22 protein-coding genes are annotated in these 19251 nt (G+C 58.0%); 9 read left to right on the forward strand and 13 right to left on the reverse strand.

Going from position 1 to position 19251, the window contains the following annotated elements; genetic code table 11:
* Nucleotides 1-6 precede the first annotated feature (6 nt).
* The 4 genes from ACR3EH_RS14160 to ACR3EH_RS14175 all read right to left on the reverse strand — a co-directional run bounded on the left by ACR3EH_RS14160 (nucleotide 7) and on the right by ACR3EH_RS14175 (nucleotide 2615).
* A complete protein-coding gene (locus ACR3EH_RS14160) occupies nucleotides 7-1074 on the reverse strand; it encodes a 5-(carboxyamino)imidazole ribonucleotide synthase (protein WP_171186407.1) in 1068 nt (355 codons plus the stop codon).
* A gap of 2 nt (nucleotides 1075-1076) precedes the next feature.
* Nucleotides 1077-1832 carry an NAD(P)-binding domain-containing protein gene (locus ACR3EH_RS14165; protein WP_171186405.1) on the reverse strand — a complete coding sequence of 252 codons (756 nt, stop codon included), beginning with the start codon at nucleotides 1830-1832 and terminating at the stop codon, nucleotides 1077-1079.
* Nucleotides 1829-2314 carry a 5-(carboxyamino)imidazole ribonucleotide mutase gene (gene purE, locus ACR3EH_RS14170; protein ID WP_171186403.1) on the reverse strand — a complete coding sequence of 162 codons (486 nt, stop codon included), beginning with the start codon at nucleotides 2312-2314 and terminating at the stop codon, nucleotides 1829-1831. The genes ACR3EH_RS14165 and purE overlap by 4 nt, the downstream gene beginning before the upstream one ends.
* A gap of 76 nt (nucleotides 2315-2390) precedes the next feature.
* The gene (locus tag ACR3EH_RS14175; RefSeq protein ID WP_050604880.1) at nucleotides 2391-2615 is read right to left on the reverse strand and encodes a YdcH family protein; all 225 of its coding nucleotides are present in this window, start codon (nucleotides 2613-2615) and stop codon (nucleotides 2391-2393) included.
* A 163-nt stretch (nucleotides 2616-2778) separates the two neighbouring features.
* On the opposite strand from ACR3EH_RS14175, the gene ACR3EH_RS14180 reads away from it, so the two are divergent.
* The 3 genes from ACR3EH_RS14180 to ACR3EH_RS14190 all read left to right on the forward strand — a co-directional run bounded on the left by ACR3EH_RS14180 (nucleotide 2779) and on the right by ACR3EH_RS14190 (nucleotide 4411).
* Nucleotides 2779-3192: an Hsp20 family protein gene (locus ACR3EH_RS14180; protein WP_171091687.1), complete on the forward strand. Its 414-nt coding sequence runs from the start codon at nucleotides 2779-2781 to the stop codon at nucleotides 3190-3192.
* Nucleotides 3193-3197: 5 nt separating this feature from the next.
* Nucleotides 3198-3422 (forward strand): DUF1150 family protein, encoded by a 225-nt coding sequence (locus ACR3EH_RS14185; RefSeq protein WP_171186401.1) that lies wholly within the window; start codon nucleotides 3198-3200, stop codon nucleotides 3420-3422.
* Between the two features lie 104 nt (nucleotides 3423-3526).
* Complete coding sequence (locus ACR3EH_RS14190; RefSeq protein WP_171186399.1) at nucleotides 3527-4411, forward strand: PhzF family phenazine biosynthesis protein; 885 nt, start codon at nucleotides 3527-3529, stop codon at nucleotides 4409-4411.
* A 121-nt stretch (nucleotides 4412-4532) separates the two neighbouring features.
* Here the strand turns inward: ACR3EH_RS14190 and ACR3EH_RS14195 are convergent, their stop codons facing one another.
* The 4 genes from ACR3EH_RS14195 to trxB form a co-directional block, all read right to left on the reverse strand.
* Nucleotides 4533-5387 carry a hypothetical protein gene (locus ACR3EH_RS14195; RefSeq protein ID WP_171186397.1) on the reverse strand — a complete coding sequence of 285 codons (855 nt, stop codon included), beginning with the start codon at nucleotides 5385-5387 and terminating at the stop codon, nucleotides 4533-4535.
* A gap of 117 nt (nucleotides 5388-5504) precedes the next feature.
* On the reverse strand, nucleotides 5505-7223 hold the full coding sequence (locus tag ACR3EH_RS14200) for a bifunctional sulfate adenylyltransferase/adenylylsulfate kinase (RefSeq protein WP_171186395.1): 1719 nt from the start codon (nucleotides 7221-7223) through the stop codon (nucleotides 5505-5507).
* A 196-nt stretch (nucleotides 7224-7419) separates the two neighbouring features.
* Nucleotides 7420-9111, reverse strand: a complete 1692-nt coding sequence (locus tag ACR3EH_RS14205) for an adenylate/guanylate cyclase domain-containing protein (RefSeq protein WP_171186393.1) — start codon at nucleotides 9109-9111, stop codon at nucleotides 7420-7422.
* A 109-nt stretch (nucleotides 9112-9220) separates the two neighbouring features.
* Nucleotides 9221-10162, reverse strand: coding sequence for a thioredoxin-disulfide reductase (trxB, locus tag ACR3EH_RS14210; protein WP_171186391.1), 942 nt, complete (start codon nucleotides 10160-10162; stop codon nucleotides 9221-9223).
* Nucleotides 10163-10379: 217 nt separating this feature from the next.
* On the opposite strand from trxB, the gene ACR3EH_RS14215 reads away from it, so the two are divergent.
* On the forward strand, nucleotides 10380-10880 hold the full coding sequence (locus ACR3EH_RS14215) for an Lrp/AsnC family transcriptional regulator (RefSeq protein ID WP_171091673.1): 501 nt from the start codon (nucleotides 10380-10382) through the stop codon (nucleotides 10878-10880).
* A 120-nt stretch (nucleotides 10881-11000) separates the two neighbouring features.
* Here the strand turns inward: ACR3EH_RS14215 and ACR3EH_RS14220 are convergent, their stop codons facing one another.
* The 4 genes from ACR3EH_RS14220 to lgt form a co-directional block, all read right to left on the reverse strand.
* Nucleotides 11001-11783 (reverse strand): Hint domain-containing protein, encoded by a 783-nt coding sequence (locus ACR3EH_RS14220; protein ID WP_171091671.1) that lies wholly within the window; start codon nucleotides 11781-11783, stop codon nucleotides 11001-11003.
* Nucleotides 11784-12516: 733 nt separating this feature from the next.
* Nucleotides 12517-13275: a peptidoglycan editing factor PgeF gene (pgeF, locus tag ACR3EH_RS14225; RefSeq protein WP_171186389.1), complete on the reverse strand. Its 759-nt coding sequence runs from the start codon at nucleotides 13273-13275 to the stop codon at nucleotides 12517-12519.
* Nucleotides 13272-14339, reverse strand: a complete 1068-nt coding sequence (locus tag ACR3EH_RS14230; RefSeq protein ID WP_171186388.1) for a class I SAM-dependent methyltransferase — start codon at nucleotides 14337-14339, stop codon at nucleotides 13272-13274. The genes pgeF and ACR3EH_RS14230 overlap by 4 nt, the downstream gene beginning before the upstream one ends.
* A complete protein-coding gene (gene lgt, locus ACR3EH_RS14235) occupies nucleotides 14336-15223 on the reverse strand; it encodes a prolipoprotein diacylglyceryl transferase (RefSeq protein ID WP_171186386.1) in 888 nt (295 codons plus the stop codon). The genes ACR3EH_RS14230 and lgt overlap by 4 nt, the downstream gene beginning before the upstream one ends.
* 97 nt (nucleotides 15224-15320) lie before the next feature.
* On the opposite strand from lgt, the gene ACR3EH_RS14240 reads away from it, so the two are divergent.
* The 5 genes from ACR3EH_RS14240 to ACR3EH_RS14260 all read left to right on the forward strand — a co-directional run bounded on the left by ACR3EH_RS14240 (nucleotide 15321) and on the right by ACR3EH_RS14260 (nucleotide 18526).
* A complete protein-coding gene (locus ACR3EH_RS14240; protein ID WP_050604795.1) occupies nucleotides 15321-15569 on the forward strand; it encodes an accessory factor UbiK family protein in 249 nt (82 codons plus the stop codon).
* Between the two features lie 320 nt (nucleotides 15570-15889).
* Nucleotides 15890-16390, forward strand: coding sequence for a type III secretion system chaperone family protein (locus ACR3EH_RS14245; protein WP_171091662.1), 501 nt, complete (start codon nucleotides 15890-15892; stop codon nucleotides 16388-16390).
* A 39-nt stretch (nucleotides 16391-16429) separates the two neighbouring features.
* Nucleotides 16430-17245: a pyrroline-5-carboxylate reductase gene (gene proC, locus ACR3EH_RS14250; RefSeq protein ID WP_171675646.1), complete on the forward strand. Its 816-nt coding sequence runs from the start codon at nucleotides 16430-16432 to the stop codon at nucleotides 17243-17245.
* Nucleotides 17238-17576, forward strand: a complete 339-nt coding sequence (locus ACR3EH_RS14255) for a tRNA-binding protein (protein WP_171186381.1) — start codon at nucleotides 17238-17240, stop codon at nucleotides 17574-17576. The genes proC and ACR3EH_RS14255 overlap by 8 nt, the downstream gene beginning before the upstream one ends.
* Nucleotides 17576-18526, forward strand: coding sequence for a 2-hydroxyacid dehydrogenase (locus ACR3EH_RS14260; RefSeq protein ID WP_171186379.1), 951 nt, complete (start codon nucleotides 17576-17578; stop codon nucleotides 18524-18526). The genes ACR3EH_RS14255 and ACR3EH_RS14260 overlap by 1 nt, the downstream gene beginning before the upstream one ends.
* Here the strand turns inward: ACR3EH_RS14260 and ACR3EH_RS14265 are convergent.
* Entirely contained in the window at nucleotides 18523-19101 is a 579-nt protein-coding gene (locus ACR3EH_RS14265; protein WP_171186377.1) for a thymidine kinase, read from the reverse strand. The genes ACR3EH_RS14260 and ACR3EH_RS14265 overlap by 4 nt on opposite strands.
* Nucleotides 19102-19251: the final 150 nt, after the last annotated feature.

Consider the following 19251-nt stretch of genomic DNA (forward strand, 5'->3'; position numbering starts at 1 on the left):
ATTACTTTATCGCTTAATCCTGTTGAAATGCCCCATCTTGCGTCCGGCTTTGACCTCGGCTTTGCCGTATAGATGAAGTGCTACGTCCTGCTCGCGGGCCAGCTCGGGCACGCGATCCATGTCGTTGCCGATCAGGTTCTCCATCACCACATCCGAATAACGCTGCCCGTCGCCCAGAGGCCAGCCCGCCACGGCGCGAATATGCTGTTCGAACTGATCAACAGCACAGCCATTCTGCGTCCAATGGCCCGAGTTGTGCACGCGCGGTGCAATCTCGTTCACTATCAAACCAGCGGGCGTGACGAACAGTTCTACCCCCATGACACCCACATACTCCAACGCATTCAGGATGTTGGCCGCCAGCAGGATTGCATCTGTGCGCTGGGCAGGGGACAGGCGGGCAGGGATCGTGGTGGTGTGCAGGATGCCGTCGCGATGTACATTCTCGCCCGGATCGAAACAGGCCACCTGGCCGTCCAGCCCCCGTGCTGCGATGATCGACACCTCGTGTGAGAAGTCCACGAACCCTTCCAGAATAGCAGGCGCGCCCGCCATGTCGGCCAAAGCAGCCTCGGCGTCCTCGGGGCTGCGCAACCGCGCCTGCCCCTTTCCGTCATAGCCAAAGCGGCGTGTTTTCAGGATCGCAGGTGTCCCGATTTGTTCGATTGCCGTGTTCAGGCTGTCCAGATTGGAAACATCCGCAAACGGGGCCGTTTTCAGGCCCAAGTCTTGCAGGAAATTCTTCTCGGTCAAACGATCCTGACTGACCCGCAGCGCTTCGCGCCCCGGGCGGATCGGGCGGTGGGATTCCAAAATGTCCAGCGCCTCGGTCGGGATGTTTTCGAACTCATAGGTGATGACATCCACCGCGTCGGCAAATGCTTTCAAGGCATCGATGTCGTCGTAAGCTGCCGTCGTGACACGATCCGCGACTTGCCCGGCGGGCGGGTTTGCGCCCGGTTCATAGATATGTGTGACAAAGCCTAGCCTTGACGCCGCCACTGACAGCATCCGGCCCAGTTGACCGCCCCCAAGAATTCCGATCACCGCGCCTTGGGCAAGCATTTCTGCCATCTTCAACTCTCCAAACGTTTGCCAATTGCACTCAACGCCGAACGCAGCGCGTCATGCGCGCCCTGATCCCTCAGGGCGTCTGTCATCTGCAAGCTCAATGTGCCCTCTGTCGCAAGCGCGTCACGCTCCTGCGCCAGCCGACCTGCGTTGCCTTTTTCCATCGTGGCCAGGAAGCCTGACATCAACTGGGTCGTATAGAACTCGGCCTTATCGGCATCACCAGTTACATCGCCCAGCCATTTGGTGCCTGTGGCCATCAGATCCAAAATGCCGGGAACCATGGCGCAAATGGCGAAATGTGCGTTCAGCGCGAATTCATCCGCAACCTTGACCACAGGGTTCTCGGGCTCAAAAAGATCGGCCAACAACCGATCGTTGCCAAAAGCAGCCATCGGGCAGCCGCCGGTATCCAGAAAGCCCAGTGGAATGGTCTGAACGAAATCTGCCGCCGGCGCGCAAAGCCGAGCAAGTTGCTCGGCGGAAACCGCAGCCATAACAGAAACGATCTGCTGGCCCGCGCGAAAGGTTAGTGGGGTCAGAACCTCAGCGGCGATATGCGGGCGCAGGCACAGGAACACAATGTCCGAGGCATCAATCACCTCCTGGGGAGCAGCGACCGTAACGCCCAGCTCGGCTTTCAAGGCAGATGAAACATCGGTATTACGCTCGGTCACGCAGATTTCATGTCCTTTGGCAGCCATCAACCGCGCGATAGGGGCGGCGATATGACCTGTGCCGATGATGCCGATGCGGCTCATCCCTGCGGTTCCTCAGGGATTGAGGCCGACAACGCCTCGCGCCAGTTGTCCAGCCGTTCGGCCAAAGCCACGTCTTGCAGAGCCAGAATACCCGCTGCCATCAGGCCGGCGTTGGCTCCTCCAGCGGACCCGATTGCCATGGTCGCAACGGGAAAACCCTTGGGCATTTGCACGATGGAATACAGCGAATCCACGCCTGACAGGGCGCGGGTCTGTACGGGAACTCCGATCACCGGCACCCGCGTTTTCGATGCCATCATGCCAGGCAGATGCGCAGCGCCGCCAGCGCCCGCGATGATCACGTGCAATCCACGCGATACGGCGGTCTTGCCATAGTCCCACAGCCGGTCTGGTGTGCGGTGGGCCGATACGATGCGCGCTTCGTAAGCGACGCCCAGTTCGTCCAGAATATCTGCGGCTTCTTTCATCGTGGGCCAGTCAGATTGGCTGCCCATGATGATCCCGACTTTCACTTCGCTCATCCGCTTTCATCCCTGCGCTCAGAAAGAGCGCGCACTATAGCCAAATCCGGTTCTCTGGCAATGCGCTACAGGGTGTTCAGGCAATGATATCGGGGGTCAGGCGGTCTTCGATGATGCGGATGATGTCTTTCAGACGCAGTTTCTCTTTTTTCAGTCGTCGTAGCGTCAACTGATCCGCAGTTCCCCGGTCATGCAGCGCTTCAATCGCTTCGTCCAGATCGCGGTGCTGACGGCGGAAAACTTCCAGTTCAACCCGCAGAACTTCATCAGTTTTCATAGAAAGATCAGTGGGCGCGTTCATTGGCGACTCGGGGTTGTTGTGGTGCTTGCCCAACAAGATAGTGTGTCAGACGTTATCGCGCCAGACCTTGTGGACATCCTGGTTTCTTCCCATATTCTATTACATGCGGTTGCCAGAAAGGGGCTGCACACCACGTCGCTTTGACAAAGAAGGACGAAAATACGTGTCGAAACTTACTCTTGGCTCATACCCGCATCTTTTGGGGTTCGAGCAACTGGAACGCCTTCTGGAACGGTCTGCAAAGGCTGGCAACGAAGGATACCCGCCCTATAACATCGAACAGACTTCGGACTTTTCCTATCGCATCACTCTTGCGGTTGCAGGGTTCGCCGAAGAGGATTTGTCGATCACGATCGAGGATCGCCAACTGGTGATCCGGGGCCGTCAACGCGACGACAGCGAGGGGCGTATATTCCTGCATCGCGGCATTGCGGCGCGCCAGTTTCAGCGCATGTTCGTGCTGGCTGACGGTGTCGAAGTGGGCGAGGCGATCATGGAAAACGGTCTGCTGCATGTGGATCTGACCCGCGCCGTGCCGGAAGCTGTGGTGCAGACCATCAACATACGCAAGGGGTAAGAGCAATGAATACACCGATAGAACTCAACACCGAAGGCGACCGTATCGTTTATGTCAAAACCGTCGAGGTTGCCGATCTGCCGCGTGATCTGCGCGATCAGGCAGGGGATTTGGACCAGCTTTACGCTGTACATGATTCCGATGGGCAGCAACTGGCGCTGGTGGCCGACCGCAAGCTGGCTTTTGTGCTGGCCCGTCAGCATGACTTGTCCCCGGTGGCCGTTCACTGAACGGCCTCTCTGCGCCTATTGGGGCGTGACAATTCCCGCAACACAAGCGACACATACGAACTGGCGGGCTATGCCGCTTTCACCTGTCACCGGGATATAATCGCATGAGCTGGTTCGAATTCGATTGGGTAGACGCCTTCAGTGACCGCGCCTTTGGTGGCAATGGATGTGCCGTGGTTCATGACGGTGCACATCTGCCCGAGCAGGTGTGCATGGCCTATGTGCGCGAAACCTCTCTGGTCGAATGCACCTTTTCCGGCCCATCCGACGTGGCCGATATCCGCGTACGGTACTTTCTGGCCAGCCGGGAAATTCCCTTTGCCGGGCATCCAACAATTGCCACTGTCGCTGCCATGCGGTCGCGTGGGATGATTGAAGGCGAAAGCCTGACGCTGGAAACCGGGGCAGGGGTCGTCTCGATTCGGTTGACAGGTGATGAGATCGAAATGACCCAGGTCGCACCTCAATTTGGTGCACATGTTCCGGTGGATCTGGTGGCTTCGACTATCGGCCTTCCTGAAAGCGCTATAATCTCTCCGCCTCAGTTTGTTTCAACCGGTCTGCCGTTCTGCATCACCGTTCTGCGCGACCATGAGGCCTTGCGCGCGGCTCAACTGGTCGAGGGTCCTTTGAGAAAAGTAGCCGAGGCCGCCGGATTTTCGGGTTCGGATATGGCTGAACCCTTTCTGGTCACGCTGGAAGGAGCCACCGATGCAGGTGATACGTTCTCGCGTCTGTTGCTCGCCCCTCCCAGCCCGCCCGAAGACCCGTTCACTGGGTCTGCTACGGGCGCCATGGCGGCGTATCTTTGGAAATATGGATTGATGTCCAAAGACAGTTTCGTCGCGGAACAGGGCCACGACATGGGACGTCCCGGACAGGCCACTGTCACGCGTGTTGGCCCGACAGATGGAATGACCGGGATCAAGGTCGCTGGACGAGGACACGTATTGATGCGCGGGCAGGTCGATCTGCCGACGAACGAATAGACAAGGACCGGGATTTCGCAATTTTGAGCGGAACGTCTGACAAACAGAACTTCCGCTGAACTGGCCGCGCATGGCCACGCCGCGATGTGAAATCGCACAATATACTGTCTTTATACTGTCTTTACCGCCTTGGCGCAGGTCGCATCCAGTCCAATGGCTTGATTGGCGCGGACCGAGAGTCGATCCCGTGTCGGGCGCAAAGCGCATCGAGATATGATCCCGGAACCGGTAGTCCGGCCAGTTGGGTTGCCAACAGCTTTTTCTGATGACCGTAGACATGGACCGAATGCGTAACTTCGCCCTCGATCTCGACCAGCGCCACGTTCGGGTCATGCAGTTTCCAAAGCTCGGCAGGTGCCAGCGGATAGAGGGTCTCGGCCGCCATCGCGTACTTGTCTTCACCGGTTTGGCGCAAGAAATGCCCAAAGGCTTTTGGGCCAGAGCTGCCCCAGGGCAGGCTTTCTATACCCCAGCTTTCACCGTTTGCGATACGCTCACGATTATGCCGTCTTGCACGCCGACCACGCCATGGTTGGGTTGGGTTTGCCGACATCACGAAATCCTGCATCAGCCCAAGCGTTTGGGAGTTATTGGGCAAGCGTAGAACCCCGGTTGGAAAGTCGTCGGCTTTGGAACGCGCGAACACCCAATCAGACGAAAAGTCGAAGGCTTTCACGCAATATGCGTCGAGATCGACCCAGATGACCTCGCTTTGCTGAATCAGATGCAATCTGAAGATGTCTGAAAATACGGCTACGCCCTGTCGGTCGCCGGGTTGCAGGGGAAAGGGCGGGGGCCAGAAGACGTCGCTGGCGGGGCGCGTCTGGACACCTGCGGGGATGCCTTGTGTCTCGTGCGGGAGATACAGAACAAACGCATGCCCTTGGTCCAGAAAGGATCGAATGCAGATCTGCTCCAGCCAGGTCAGATCGGACCCGAACCAGAAACTGGCAATGGTTGGCAAAGTGCGAGTCATAGTTCGTGTCTACCCGGCATCCCGCCACACAGCACCAACCCGGGCAGCGCTTGTCAATCAGGACAAACAAAAAAGGCCCCCGTAAACCGGAGGCCGAATTGTCTTGGTGCGCTGGCGTCAGTTTGCAGCGATCAACCCCATGCTTTCCAGCTTCAGCAGAACCTGATGGGCACAGTTATCGACGTCGACATTCTCTGTCTCGACGGACAACTCTGGGTTCTGGGGCACGTCATAGGGGTCAGAGATGCCGGTGAACTCTTTGATCTTGCCCTCGCGCGCCAGTTTGTAGAGGCCCTTGCGGTCACGGCGTTCGCATTCCTCAATCGAGGTCGCAACATGTACTTCACAGAAGGCACCGAACTGTTCGATCTCTTCCCGAACCGCCCGGCGTGTGGTGGCGTATGGGGCGATCGGTGCACAGATGGCGATACCACCGTTTTTGGTGATCTCGGATGCCACATAGCCAATGCGGCGGATGTTCAGGTCGCGGTGCTCTTTCGAGAAACCCAGTTCTGACGACAGGTTCTTACGCACGATGTCTCCATCCAGCAGCGTCACGGGACGGCCACCCATTTCCATCAGCTTGACCATGAGCGCGTTGGCGATGGTCGACTTGCCCGAGCCTGAGAAGCCGGTGAAGAACACGGTAAAGCCCTGTTGGCTGCGTGGCGGCTTGGTTTTGCGCAGTTCGGCCACAACCTCTGGGAACGAGAACCATTCCGGGATTTCCAAACCCTCGGCCAGACGGCGGCGCAGTTCTGTGCCGCTGATGTTCAGGATGGTGACATCATCCTTATCGAGAATCTCGTCATTCGGCTCGTATTGAGCGCGTTCCTGCACATAAACCATGTGTTTGAAATCAACCATCTCGACGCCAATTTCATCTTGGTATTGGCGGAACAAGTCCTGCGCGTCATAGGGGCCATAGAAATCTTCCCCGGCTGAATTCTTGCCCGGACCGGCATGGTCGCGCCCGACAATGAAGTGCGTGCAACCGTGGTTGGCGCGGATCAGACCGTGCCAGACCGCCTCGCGCGGGCCCGCCATGCGCATCGCCAGGTTCAACAACGACATCGAGGTGGTCGAGGCTGGGTACTTGTCCAGAACCGCCTCATAGCAACGGACACGGGTGAAGTGATCCACGTCTCCGGGCTTGGTCATGCCGACCACAGGGTGGATCAGCAGGTTGGCCTGTGCTTCCTTCGCGGCGCGGAAGGTCAGTTCCTGATGCGCACGGTGCAGCGGGTTGCGGGTTTGGAAAGCCACGATGCGGCGCCAGCCCAGTTTGCGGAAATAGGCGCGCAGTTCGTTCGGTGTATCGCGGCGGGCGCGGAAGTCATAGTGAACGGGCTGTTGAATACCCGTCACCGGACCGCCCAGATAGACCTTGCCAGCCACGTTGTGCAGATAGTTGACTGCGGGGTGCGCGTCGTCGTCTGCGCCGAATACCTTCTCGGCCTCGCGCGCCTTGTCCGGCGTCCAGCGGTCGGTCACGGTCATGGTGGCAAGGATCACGCCTTCCTGATCGCGCAGGGCGATGTCCTGACCCAGCTCGATGCTGCCTGCAAACTCTTCGCTGACATCCAGCGTGATCGGCATCGGCCAGAGCGCACCATCGGCCAGGCGCATATTCTCGACCACACCGTCATAGTCAGCCTCGGTCAGGAACCCTTTCAGAGGGTTGAACCCGCCATTCATCAGCAGTTCCAGATCGCAGATCTGGCGCGGGCTCAGGTCATGGCTGGTCAGATCCGCCGCCTCAACCTTAAGTTTCTGAGCGGACTCATAGGACACATAAAGCTCGGGGATCGGGGCCAGATTGCTTAACATCGTCATTGGAATACTCTTATCGCAGTGTTGATTAGCCAGTGGGTATCAGGCGTTTTCTGGGCATTTGCACTGACTGTTGGGCAAAGTCCACCGGCGTCAATGAAACAAAGGAGGATATGCGCTGATTTTTTCCGAATTGGAAGGAATTTCTAACTTGGAAGCACGCCGTGTGACATGGTTCTTCGGAATGGAATGAATTCCCTCAGGCAGAGTATGACTGTTCCTGTTTTTGTCCATTTGGCTCTAGTTGCGAGGCGCGCATCACTGGCAGGGCGGGAATCGGCTCTGAGACACCGCGCAGTTCGAAAGCTCTGATCTCTGCTTGTGCCACATCCACACCTGCGGCGCGCAGCAATTCGTCAGAAACCAGCAGTTCGACACCCAGCGCTTTGGTTTCGCTTTCCAGGCGGCTGGCCACATTGACTGCATCACCGATGATTGTTTTTGCGGCGTGGCCTTGCGCACCGATTTCACCCACGACCAGATCGCCAAGATGCAATCCCATACCGATGCGTATTCCGGGGCTTCCTTCAGCCTCAAGCTGTTGGTTGAACAGATCCAGCGCCCGGCTGATCGCGATCGCCGCATTTAACCCGGCGCGGGCCGAGGTTGCCGCATCGCGTTTTTCAAAAACCGCCAGCAGCCCGTCGCCCATATATTTGTCCACGATGCCGCCTTCGTCTGTAATGGCGGGCACCACCGCATCAAAAAACCGGTTCAGTAAAAACACGATGTCATAGGGCAGCTGCCCCGTTGTGCGGGCGGTAAAGCCTCGCATATCCAGAAACAGAACCGCCAATTGACGTTCCTCTCCCTGGCTGGCGTGTCCACGAATGCGTCCTCCATCTGGTCGGAAGACACGGAAAACGGTGGTCGGCTCTGTGGGGCGGATCTGGCAGGCCAGACGAGTCTGGGGCGATGCGCCAACCGCAGCCAGACTGCGCGCCTCGACCTCGCTGGGAGGCGGTAACGCGTTGCCGCCGTCTTCGACTATGACGCGGCATGTTGTGCAGCGTCCTTTGCCACCGCAGAGGGCCGCATGGGGGACGCCGTTGGCCTGGGAAATCTCAAGCAATGTCATGCCCTTTTCCGCGACCACTTCGGGCCCTCGGGCATAGGAAACACGTACGGAATGCCTGCGCCGCCAGAGTTTGCGTCCAATGAAAACCAGACCTGTTGCGCCAAGTGCCAGCCAAAAGGCCATCAGGGCATTGTCCTTGACGCTGAACAGCATTTGAAAAGCTTCGGGAGATGGCCAGTTGTAGTGCTCGATATACTGTTCGCGCAGAAACTCGTCTGCAAAGTCGGCCCAGATGCGGCGCCCTTCGGTCAGCAGGCCAGCCAGTGCGAACAGTGGAACAAAGACCGCGACGCCGATCAGATAGGGTACGGCACGCGACCACCATTTGGTCAGTCGCAGCCACATATGCAGGCCGATGCATCCATGCACCCATACGATCAGAAGCAGCGCGCTTTGCATCCAGACCGCAATGCTGGGCCACATCAGGATGATAATGTATCCCATCTCGTCATTGACGTCATAAACCTCATGCGCGACCCGTGTGTGAATAATGTGCGAGATCAGTTGCAAAGGGATCAGCAGGCCCAGCACTACTTGAAGAGCTGTGCTGAATGGCATGCGCAATGTCCTGCGCTGCGCGATAGACACGAGGGCCAGACCGGCATGCACGAACAGCGCAGCATAGAGAAGCACGCTCATGGCGTCGTGGCGCGTCACCTCTTTCCGGCCGTCCTGCATACCGTGCAGATAATCGGTATGAAACAGGCCCAGGCCGATGTTGATGAAGTGAAAAAACGCAAAGACAAACAGGATCAGGCCGCTGCCGATCCGAAGTCGGGTTGCCCACCCGCCGCGCCAAAGAGCGTTGTTCAAAAGCTCACCCGTTTTTCGCCTGTCTTTCGACAATCCTGATACGGCACTGTGACAGGGTCAAGGCGGCAGGGTGCGGTCCCCAACCCGTGTCGGGGACCAAAGATCGCAATTATTCGTTTTCGGCCAGGAAACGTTCGGCATCCAGCGCGGCCATGCAACCCATGCCGGCGCTTGTGACGGCCTGACGGTAAACGTGGTCTGTCAGATCACCTGCCGCGAATACACCCGGAACCGACGTTTCAGTTGTGCCCGGCTTGGTAACGACATAGCCGCCCATATGGGTTTCCAGCGTGCCCTTGATCAGCTCGTTCGCCGGGGCGTGACCGATGGCAACAAAAACACCTTTGCACGGAATCTCTGTGATCTCGCCGGTTTTGACATGTTTGACGCGCACGCCTTCCACACCCAAAGGCGCGTCAGTGCCGATCACTTCGTCCAACTCGTGGAACCACAACGGTTCGATCTTTTCGTTTTTCATCAGCCGGTCTTGCAGGATCTTTTCCGCCCGCAACTCATCGCGGCGGTGGATCAAAGTGACCTTGCTGGCGAAGTTGGTTAGGAACAGGGCCTCTTCCACAGCAGTGTTGCCGCCGCCGATCACCACGATTTCCTGCCCGCGATAGAAGAACCCGTCACAAGTGGCGCAGGCCGAGACGCCAAAGCCTTTGAATTTCTCTTCGGACGGTAGGCCAAGCCATTTGGCGCGCGCACCAGTGGCCAGGATAACTGCATCTGCGGTGTATGTTGTGCCGCTGTCGCCTTTGGCGGTGAAGGGGCGTTGGCTGAGGTCCAGATCGCTGATGATGTCGCCGATCACTTCACAACCCATCGCCTTTGCATGGTCCTGCATGCGCACCATCAGGTCAGGGCCTTGAACCTCGGTATCGCCGGGCCAGTTTTCGACTTCGGTCGTCGTGGTCAATTGGCCGCCGGGCTCGATCCCCTGAACCAGAATAGGCTCCAGCATGGCACGGCTTGCATAAACCCCTGCGGTGTATCCTGCGGGCCCTGACCCGATGATCAGAACCTTGGTGTGTCGTGTGTCGGCCATGCTAACCCCGCTCGAATTGCTTGAATTGGGCCGTTAGCCCGTTGCCCCGATATAGCGCCCGACCGACCCGGCTTAAACCCCCATCCTGATCATGGCCCTGTGCACTGCACTGGAAGGAATTGAGTGATTTGAAAACAAAGAAAATTGCGCATGTGCGAAACATTATTGCGCGTGCCTAGGGGGCTGATATAAGAACCGCAAAAATCAGGAGCATTTTATGGTCACGACTCGGCTGGATGAAATTGATCGCAAGATTCTGGCGGAATTGCAGGCAGACGGTCGCATGACCAATGTCGAACTGGCCAAAAGGGTTGGCATCTCGGCTCCACCATGCTTGCGCCGGGTGCGCACACTGGAAGAATCCGGCTATATCACCGGCTATCATGCCGAGGTCAATTCACGTGAGCTTGGATTCGAAGTGCAGGTGTTTGCCATGGTCGGGCTGGACAGCCAGGCCGAAACCGAACTGCGCGCGTTCGAGGAACGCTGCCGCGAATGGCCGCTGGTTCGGGAATGCCACATGCTAAATGGCGAAGTGGACTTCATCCTGAAATGCGTCGCACCCGATCTTAGCAGTTTCCAACAGTTTTTGACCGGCGAACTGCTGACCACGCCGAACGTGGCCAGCGTCAAGACTTCGCTGGTTATCCGCGGCGCAAAAGACGAGCCAGGCGTGCCGTTCGACGTCCTGGAAGACCGTATGAACCGGATGGCGTAACGCCGACACGTTTCGGATGTGCGGTGTTTGGTGGCAGCATCGCAGCCACCGCAAGGGATAGAACCCAACTTAGTACCAGCTGCATGATGCCCCCCCATAATGCAGTACCTATTATCACACTCAGGCTGACATCGCGTCGATCTCACCATCTCCGGCGCGCGGCATCAGCAGCGGACCAAAATCGTTGAGCGACTCGATGTGAGCGAACAGGTTCAGATAAATCGACCGCAACGAATGGCTGATCATGCGAACCGCGTTCACACCTGGGTGATATGTCTCGAACTGTAAACCATCTACACGAATAACGGAATGCCGTTTGAGGCAAATGTGAAACAGTTCGACTGGTGTTGGTGGCATTGTTTCAATCACACCCATCCCATCCTGAAATTCAGAGACCGGTGTCAGAATCGGTTCACCCCCATGCAGGTGCCGCAAATGCCCCGGAGACCCGACGATTCGCGCCGCAGGTCCGGCAATTACGCCCGACATCGGCTTTTGCATCCCAAACGTGTCAGCCATGATCCGAGTCAGCGGGCGGGTCCGCCCACGTGAATCCTCACGCCCCGGGATCAGAGTGACAGACCCCTTCCACAATACAGTTTGCGAACTGCCATCCTGCGTCAGAACCGTGTCGCCTGGCATCAGGTCCTCGATCGCAATCGGTCCGTGTTCCGTTTCAACCAGCGATCCGCGCGAAAAGGCGCAAAAGGCGTCTTCAAACATCGGCAGAGCGGGTGCGATGTGACGGGTTTGAGCCACGTCTCCGTTTGGCAGCAGGCTGCTGACTTCGTAGCGGCGCAGTTGCGCCTTGGGTTTTGCGACCGGTCGCGGTGCTTCCCGCAACATGGCCGACGTTTCGATGGCATTTCTGGCCGCACGGGCCAATGAATTAGGAATAGTCATAAATATTCCGTCCCCTCAAATGTCCGAACAGGCCTGGCGTACCCCCGTACAGGCCCACCTGACGAACAGGTTCTTTGTCTTGAAACGAATGGAAGACCCTTGGACGGTGACCGTTCTGGCCCCGCATGACGACAAAATCTCGCTTTCCAATGGTCAACACATAGACCCCCCAGACAAACTCGTACTTCACGGGCGGCAATTGCCCGCACACACACAAACTCCTGAAAAAAGCCGTAAATTTTTACTTACGACTTACGCGACATCGGGCCGGAGCCTGCCCGTTGCACGTTTACCCCGTATTTAGACCGGCAGCTTGGTCTTGGGGTTCTCCTGCTTCATCGCCGGGCCGCAATATGGCTGGCAACCCTGGCAGAATGGCTTGATACCCGTTTCCACGGCATTTCCAGCTTATGGTCCCGAGTGGCGGCTACCATGGCCTTGAGAAAGCGGGATTTGGGTTTCATGTTTCTGGTCCTGCATTGCGCGGGAAGGTATTTCCCGCATCCTTCATGAACCTTTTGTGACGGCGATTTGCGGCACGGATAAGGCTTAACAGGGATGTTTTGCAGACAAGAAATAAATATGCACAGTCCTTTCACTCAACGAGCCAGCGTTCAAAACACGAACGTCAGATACCCATCTGATAGCTGGCAAAACTCGTCACGAATCTTGAGTCCGGTAAACACAAAAAATGTGGCGGAAAAGTGGCGAGGTGCCTAAATCTGGACCTGAATCACAATCTTATGACCGAGATCAGCCTGCCGTAATCGGCCTCGTTCCTGTGCGTTGCACGGCGATAGGAATAGAACCGATCCGGGTCGGAATAGGTACAATGTCGGGTCCACTCTGACTGCCCAACGCCAGCCTGCCGCAGCCTGTGCAGGCCAAAAGAAGGCAGGTCGAATTGCAGCCGGTCATCCTGTCCGTTTGCAAAGAACCGCGTGTTTTCTGGAGAATCGGCGATGAATGCGTCCAGAAATTCGGGGCCCACTTCATAGGCGCGTTGCGAAATGCTGGGGCCGATCACGGCACGGATGTCGTTTCGATTGGCACCAAGCGCTTCCATGGCATCCAGCGTGGCTTCTAACACACCGTCCAACGCACCGCGCCAGCCCGCATGGGCAGCACCGATTACCTGAGCATTTGGGTCCGCAAACAGAACTGGCTGACAATCCGCAGTGAGAATCGTCAACGCGAGGCCAGGGGTCGCGGTGACGATGGCATCCGCCTTGGGCCGTTCGCCCTGAACCGGGCCTTCAACTGTCAGAACTGTCGGAGAATGGACCTGATGCACACCGATCATCGCCTCGGGTGTAACCTCCATTGCGTCCGCCACCCGCTTGCGGTTCAACGCTACGACCTCAGTTTGGTCGGACGAGCCATAGCCGCAATTCAAACCGCCAAAGATGCCGGACGAAGCCCCGCCGCGACGGGTAAAGAACCCATGACGCAATGGCGACAGCAAGTCTGAGGTCAGAATTTCCAGTGTCATGGCTCTAATCCTGGCGGTGGGGCGGCATAGGCCGGGAAAAGGCCCATCACTTTGAACAGATTTCCCATTTCATCCGGGTGCGTCAACCGGCGATGCGCGGCAATCAATACATCCAGCTCAGAACCGCTCAGCGCCTTGGACAATGCCTGCGCGCGCGCCGTGATGCCAAGCCGCTCCAGAAACACGCCCTGAGGTGTCACGCGAGTATGGCGACACCCACAGGCGCGGGTTGAAGCGGCCAAAGGCTCAAAATCCACATGTGCCGTCAGATCGGCCTGACCCGGTGCCGCCAGAGGATCAGTGCGTTCGTGGTTTTGAAGGGCCTGCAACGTGTCGCCCAGCGAATGCCAGTCGCCATAATCGACGATCAGAGCCGCACCACCATGGCTGGCGATCCGGCCAGCAATCACGGTCAGAATAGGAATCGCTGCCGCACATAGCTCGATCAGATCACCGTCTTTAGTGTCCGCAAGCCTGTCCTTCAGCGCTGCTTGTGGTCCGATTGGGCCCCGCCCAAACAGCAGCGCGCCGTCCCGCTCACCCACCAAGCGTTCACTCCACCCGTCGCCATCACGCAGAAACTGACGAATAGGCAGGGCATCAAAGAATTCGTTTGCCACCAAGAACAGAGGCTGGTCCGGCAGGTCTGCGACGCTGTTTATCCAGGTCGGCGCGTAATCCTTCAGGGTCTCGGCCTGCAACTGTTTCAACACCGGTGAGACCTCGACCAGTGTCACTCTTGCGGCATCGTGGAGCCCGGGTACACCCCGCGTCGCGCGTAGAATGTCGGCCATAAGTGTGCCGCGCCCCGGACCCAGCTCGCACAAGGTAAACGGCGTAGGCTTTCCCTGATCCATCCAGCATTGCGCCAAGGACAGCCCGATCAGTTCTCCAAACATCTGGCTGATCTCGGGCGCGGTGGTGAAATCCCCCTTGGTCCCGAGTGGATCGCGGGTTGTGTAGTAGCCCAGCGTGGGGTGCAACAGGCATTCGGCCATGTAGTCTGCAACGCTCATCGGCCCATCCTGCCGGATGCGGGCGACCAGATGATCGGTCAGGGTCATGTCGCTCGCCGCGCGCGCAGGGCGAACCAAAGGCCAATCGCGATCATCGGCAATGACAGGATTTGACCCATGGTCAGGCCATAACCGCCCACATGCCAGGCCAGCCCCAGCGGGTTGCCGGGTGACACGAACTGAGCATCCGGTTGACGGAAGAACTCGACAATAAAACGCGACGCGCCATATCCCGCCAGAAACAGGCCCATGATCATGCCCGGTTTTTTAAAGGCCCCTCTGCGATAGACCAGCCACAGCAGCAATGTGCCCAACAACACGCCCTCAAGCGCGGCTTCATACAGTTGTGACGGGTGCCTTGCGCACATTCCCGCAACCACGCCGGGACAATCCTGTGCGGCGAAGCCGGGGAAAATCACGGCCCAAGGTAGCTCACTTGGTCGGCCCCACAGTTCTGCATTGACGAAGTTGGCCAGCCGCCCCAACAGCAGGCCGGGCGGAACGGTGTAGGCGACCAGATCGCCCAGCGACAGAGCGGGGATCTGATGTCGGCGGGCAAACAGGTAGGACGCAAGGATAACGCCCAGCAGGCCGCCATGAAACGCCATGCCGCCTTGCCAGACTTTCAGAATCTCTAACGGGTTCGATAAGTAATAGGCTGGCTGATAAAACAGGACAAAGCCAAGCCTGCCACCCAGAATCACGCCCAGAATGATCCAGGTGACCAGATCCTCCAGCTGATCCGGTTTCATCGGAGGGGAATCCGCGGGCCATAGGGCAGGACGCCGCAGCGCCACAACGGCAAGTCGCCAGGCGATCAGAATTCCGGCAATATAGGCCAGCGCATACCACCTTAACGCGAACTCCATCCCGAACAATGAGATCGAGAACAATTCGGGCGACAGATCGGGGAAGTTCAGAACAGCCTGCATGTGCGTCTCATTGCCCGGGGTTTGCAGGGCAAGTCAACCTTGAGCCTGCGCCATTCTTTGCCCATATACAGATAAACCGTGAGACCGGAGTGTACACATGCAGACCCGCAACAAGATCCTGGACGACGTGTCCCAACTGATGACCAACGCCATGGGCGTGGCGCAAGGCGCGCGGGAAGAGGCCGAGAACGCGATGAAGTCGATGATCGACCGCTGGCTGGCCGACCGCGATTTCGTTACCCGCGAAGAATTCGACGCTGTCCGCGCCATGGCCCAGAAAGCGCGCGAAGAAAATGCAGCGCTCGAAGCCCGCATTGCTGCGCTCGAGGCGAAACTGGACAAATAACGCCCGGGCTTTCCCGTTTTCAAGTTGTTTGGACAAAGCTTAAAGCCGCGCAATCCAGCCCGGATTGTGCGGTGATGTGTATTTTGACGCGTCGCAGAATTTAATCAAGACAAAGCTGGTGCGACTGCCAATATTTTGATCGCCGTTGCCGACTGTCCACAACTTATTGCTGTTATCCCCAAGAAATAGGGTTGCCAGAACTCACGCCACATCGCACCATATTTAGTACAGGCCCACGGGGGAAGCCCGGCTTGTAGAGCAGGCAACTAGCGCTGGGGCGCTGCCAGCCCCAAAATGCTAGAGATTAGTGAGGTGGCATTATGGCCCTTTCCGAGCAGTATCTCGAAGAAGACATTCATCCGATCGACATTGTTGAACATCTGGCCGAACATCACGACTGGGATTTTGATCGCATTGGGGACGATCAGATTGCCATGGCCGTCGAAGGCCAGTGGCGGACCTATTCGATCACTCTGGCCTGGTCCAACTATGACGAAACGCTGCGCATGGTGTGCTCGTTCGAAATGGAGCCGCCGGCCGAGCGTGAAATGCAGCTCTATGAGTTGCTCAACAAGATGAATGACCAGTGCTGGGCAGGCGCCTTTACCTATTGGGCAAACCAAAAGCTGATGGTCTACCGCTATGGGCTGGTCCTTGCAGGGGGACAGACAGCCAGCGCGGATCAGATCAACACGATGATCACCGCCGCTGTCATGAGCGCCGAGCGGTATTATCCGGCGATCCAACTGGTGACTTGGGGTAATCGAGAGCCAGAAGAAGCCATGCAAGTGGCCATTGCAGAGGCCTACGGCCGGGCGTAAAGCTTTGCCCCAAACCGATATGTAACGCGGGAGGGGCAAATGGACATGACGCGTGTGGCCGAACAGGGGCTTGTGCTTCTGGGGTGCGGAAAGATGGGGTCCGCAATGCTGGCGGGATGGCTGGAACACGGCCTTCCGCCAGCGTCCGTTTGGGTGATCGATCCGTACCCGTCAGACTGGTTGAAAGCGCAGGGTGTCAACATCAACACCCCACTGCCCGAAGCGCCCGCCGTGGTACTTGTCGCCGTCAAACCGCAAATGATGGGCGAGGCATTGCCAGCCATTCAGGCGCTGGACGGTGGTAAAAGCCTGTTTGTCTCGGTAGCCGCAGGCACATCGATTGCCACATTTGAAACCGTTCTGGGCAACGACACTCCGATCATTCGCGCGATGCCCAACACGCCTGCAGCGATCCGCCAGGGTATCACGGCACTGATCGGCAACAACCAAGCCTCAGGAGATGATCTGACACTGGCTGAAAGCCTGCTGTCGGCGGTGGGCGAGACCGTTCGTCTGGACAATGAAGCGCAGATGGACGCCGTGACCGGCCTCAGCGGCTCTGGCCCGGCTTATGTTTTCCACCTGATCGAAACTCTGGCCGCAGCGGGTGAGGCGCAGGGTTTGCCTGCAGAACTGGCGATGAAACTGGCCAAGTCCACGGTCGCGGGGGCCGGTGCGTTGGCCATGGCGGCTGAGGATGATCCAACGCAACTGCGCATCAATGTGACCTCTCCAAACGGTACCACGCAGGCCGCGCTTGAAGTTTTAATGCATGATGAGCAGGGGTTCCCCGACTTGCTTCACCGTGCCGTCAAAGCCGCAACTGACCGATCCAAGGAGCTGTCACGTGAGTGAGATTTCATTCGACGACTTTCTCAAGGTCGACATCCGTGTGGGCGAGGTGATCCGCGCCGAACCCTATCCCGAGGCCCGCAAGCCCGCGATCAAGATGTGGATCGACTTTGGTGACGAAATTGGCGAGCGCAAAACCTCGGCTCAGATCACGGCACATTACGATCCGTCGGCTCTGGTGGGCAAGCAGGTCATGGCCGTTGTCAATTTTCCACCGCGCCAGATCGGCAAGTTCATGTCCGAAGTTCTGGTGCTGGGCCTGCCCGATGAAAACGGCGAGATCGTTCTGATCGGACCGGATGGCAAAGTTCCAACTGGTGGACGGATGCACTGATGAAACTGCTGATCACGCGCCCAATGACACCGGCGGTCGAGGCCCGCGCCCGTACCGAGTTCGACGTAGAGATACGTGAAAACACTCTGCCCTTGTCGCGGCTGGAGATGCTGTCTGCTTTGACGAAATTCGACGTTGTTGTGCCAACACTGGGCGATTTGTTCTCGGCGCAGGTTTTTGCAGATGCGGGTACAGTGCGCTGCAAGCTGTTGGCCAATTTCGGCGTTGGCTACAATCATATCGACGTCGAAGCCGCGCGCGCAAAAGGGGTCGAGGTGACGAACACGCCTGGCGCTGTAACCGACGCGACGGCAGATATCGCTATGACCCTGCTGCTGACCACGGCGCGTCGCGCAGGCGAAGGCGAGCGGCTGGTCCGATCGGGCCAGTGGCAGGGGTGGCACCCGACGCAGATGCTGGGACATCACGTTACCGGCAAGCGCGTCGGCATTGTTGGGATGGGCCGCATCGGGCAGGCCATTGCCCGGCGTTGTCATTTCGGGTTCGGAATGCGGGTGGCATACCAGTCCCGCAGCGCAAAGGACTTGGACTTTCCGGCAGAGTTCATCCCCGATTTGCAGGCTCTGGCCGCCTCGGTCGACTTCCTTGTGCTGGCGGTTCCTGGCGGGGCCGACACTCGCCATCTGGTCAACTCTCAGGTCCTTGAAGCGATGCGCGCTTCGGCCATCCTGGTCAACATTGCGCGGGGCGAGGTCGTGGACGAAATGGCCCTGATCTCGGCGCTTCGATCCGGTCAGATTGCAGGGGCGGGGCTGGACGTCTACGAGTTTGAACCCAAAGTACCCCAGGCCCTCTGCGATATGGAAAACGTCACCTTGCTGCCCCATCTGGGTACGGCCACCGAAGAAGTCCGCAGCAGCATGGGGCACATGGCGCTGGACAACGTCGCGGCCTTTGTCGCAGGCAGGGCGCTGCCCAATCCGGTTTAGTCGCCCATCGCCTCACGCCAGTGCTTGCGGCAGAGCGAGACATAGGTCTCGTTGCCGCCGATCTGTACCTGAGCACCCTCGGTGATGGCATTCCCGTTTTCGTCCTGACGAATCACCATTGTGGCCTTGCGGCCGCATTTGCAGATTGTGCGCACCTCGCGCATCTCGTCTGCAAGGGCCAGCAAGGCGGCTGATCCGGGGAACAGTTTTCCCTGAAAATCCACCCTTAACCCATAGGCCAAAACTGGCACTTTCAGATCATCGACTGCGCGTGCCAACTGCCAGACCTGTTCTTCGGACAGGAACTGGGCCTCGTCGATGAACACGCACGCCACCACGCCTTCGTTCAGGCGATTCTGAATCATAGTGAATACATCGTCGTCAGGAGTGAAGGTGTCGGCTTGCTCCGAGATGCCGATACGCGAGGCTATCCGACCGGCACCCGCACGCCCGTCAATAGCAGCAGTCATCAGATAGGTCTGCATCCCGCGCTCGCGATAGTTGTGCGAGGCTTGCAGCAACACGGTCGATTTGCCCGCGTTCATGGTCGAATAGTTGAAATACAGCTTTGCCATGGCGCGGGTCTAAATCGCTTGGTGGAAAGGAACAAGACAGCAATCAATTTGATGGAGCGACGTCGCCGTTGTTTCTGCAGAGGCCGAGCTACGCTCTAGGGGATGGAACCCCCGCATCTGCAACAGCGACGCCGTCGGCCAACATGTGGC

The sequence above is a fragment of the Ruegeria sp. BG7 genome, assembly GCF_056535685.1.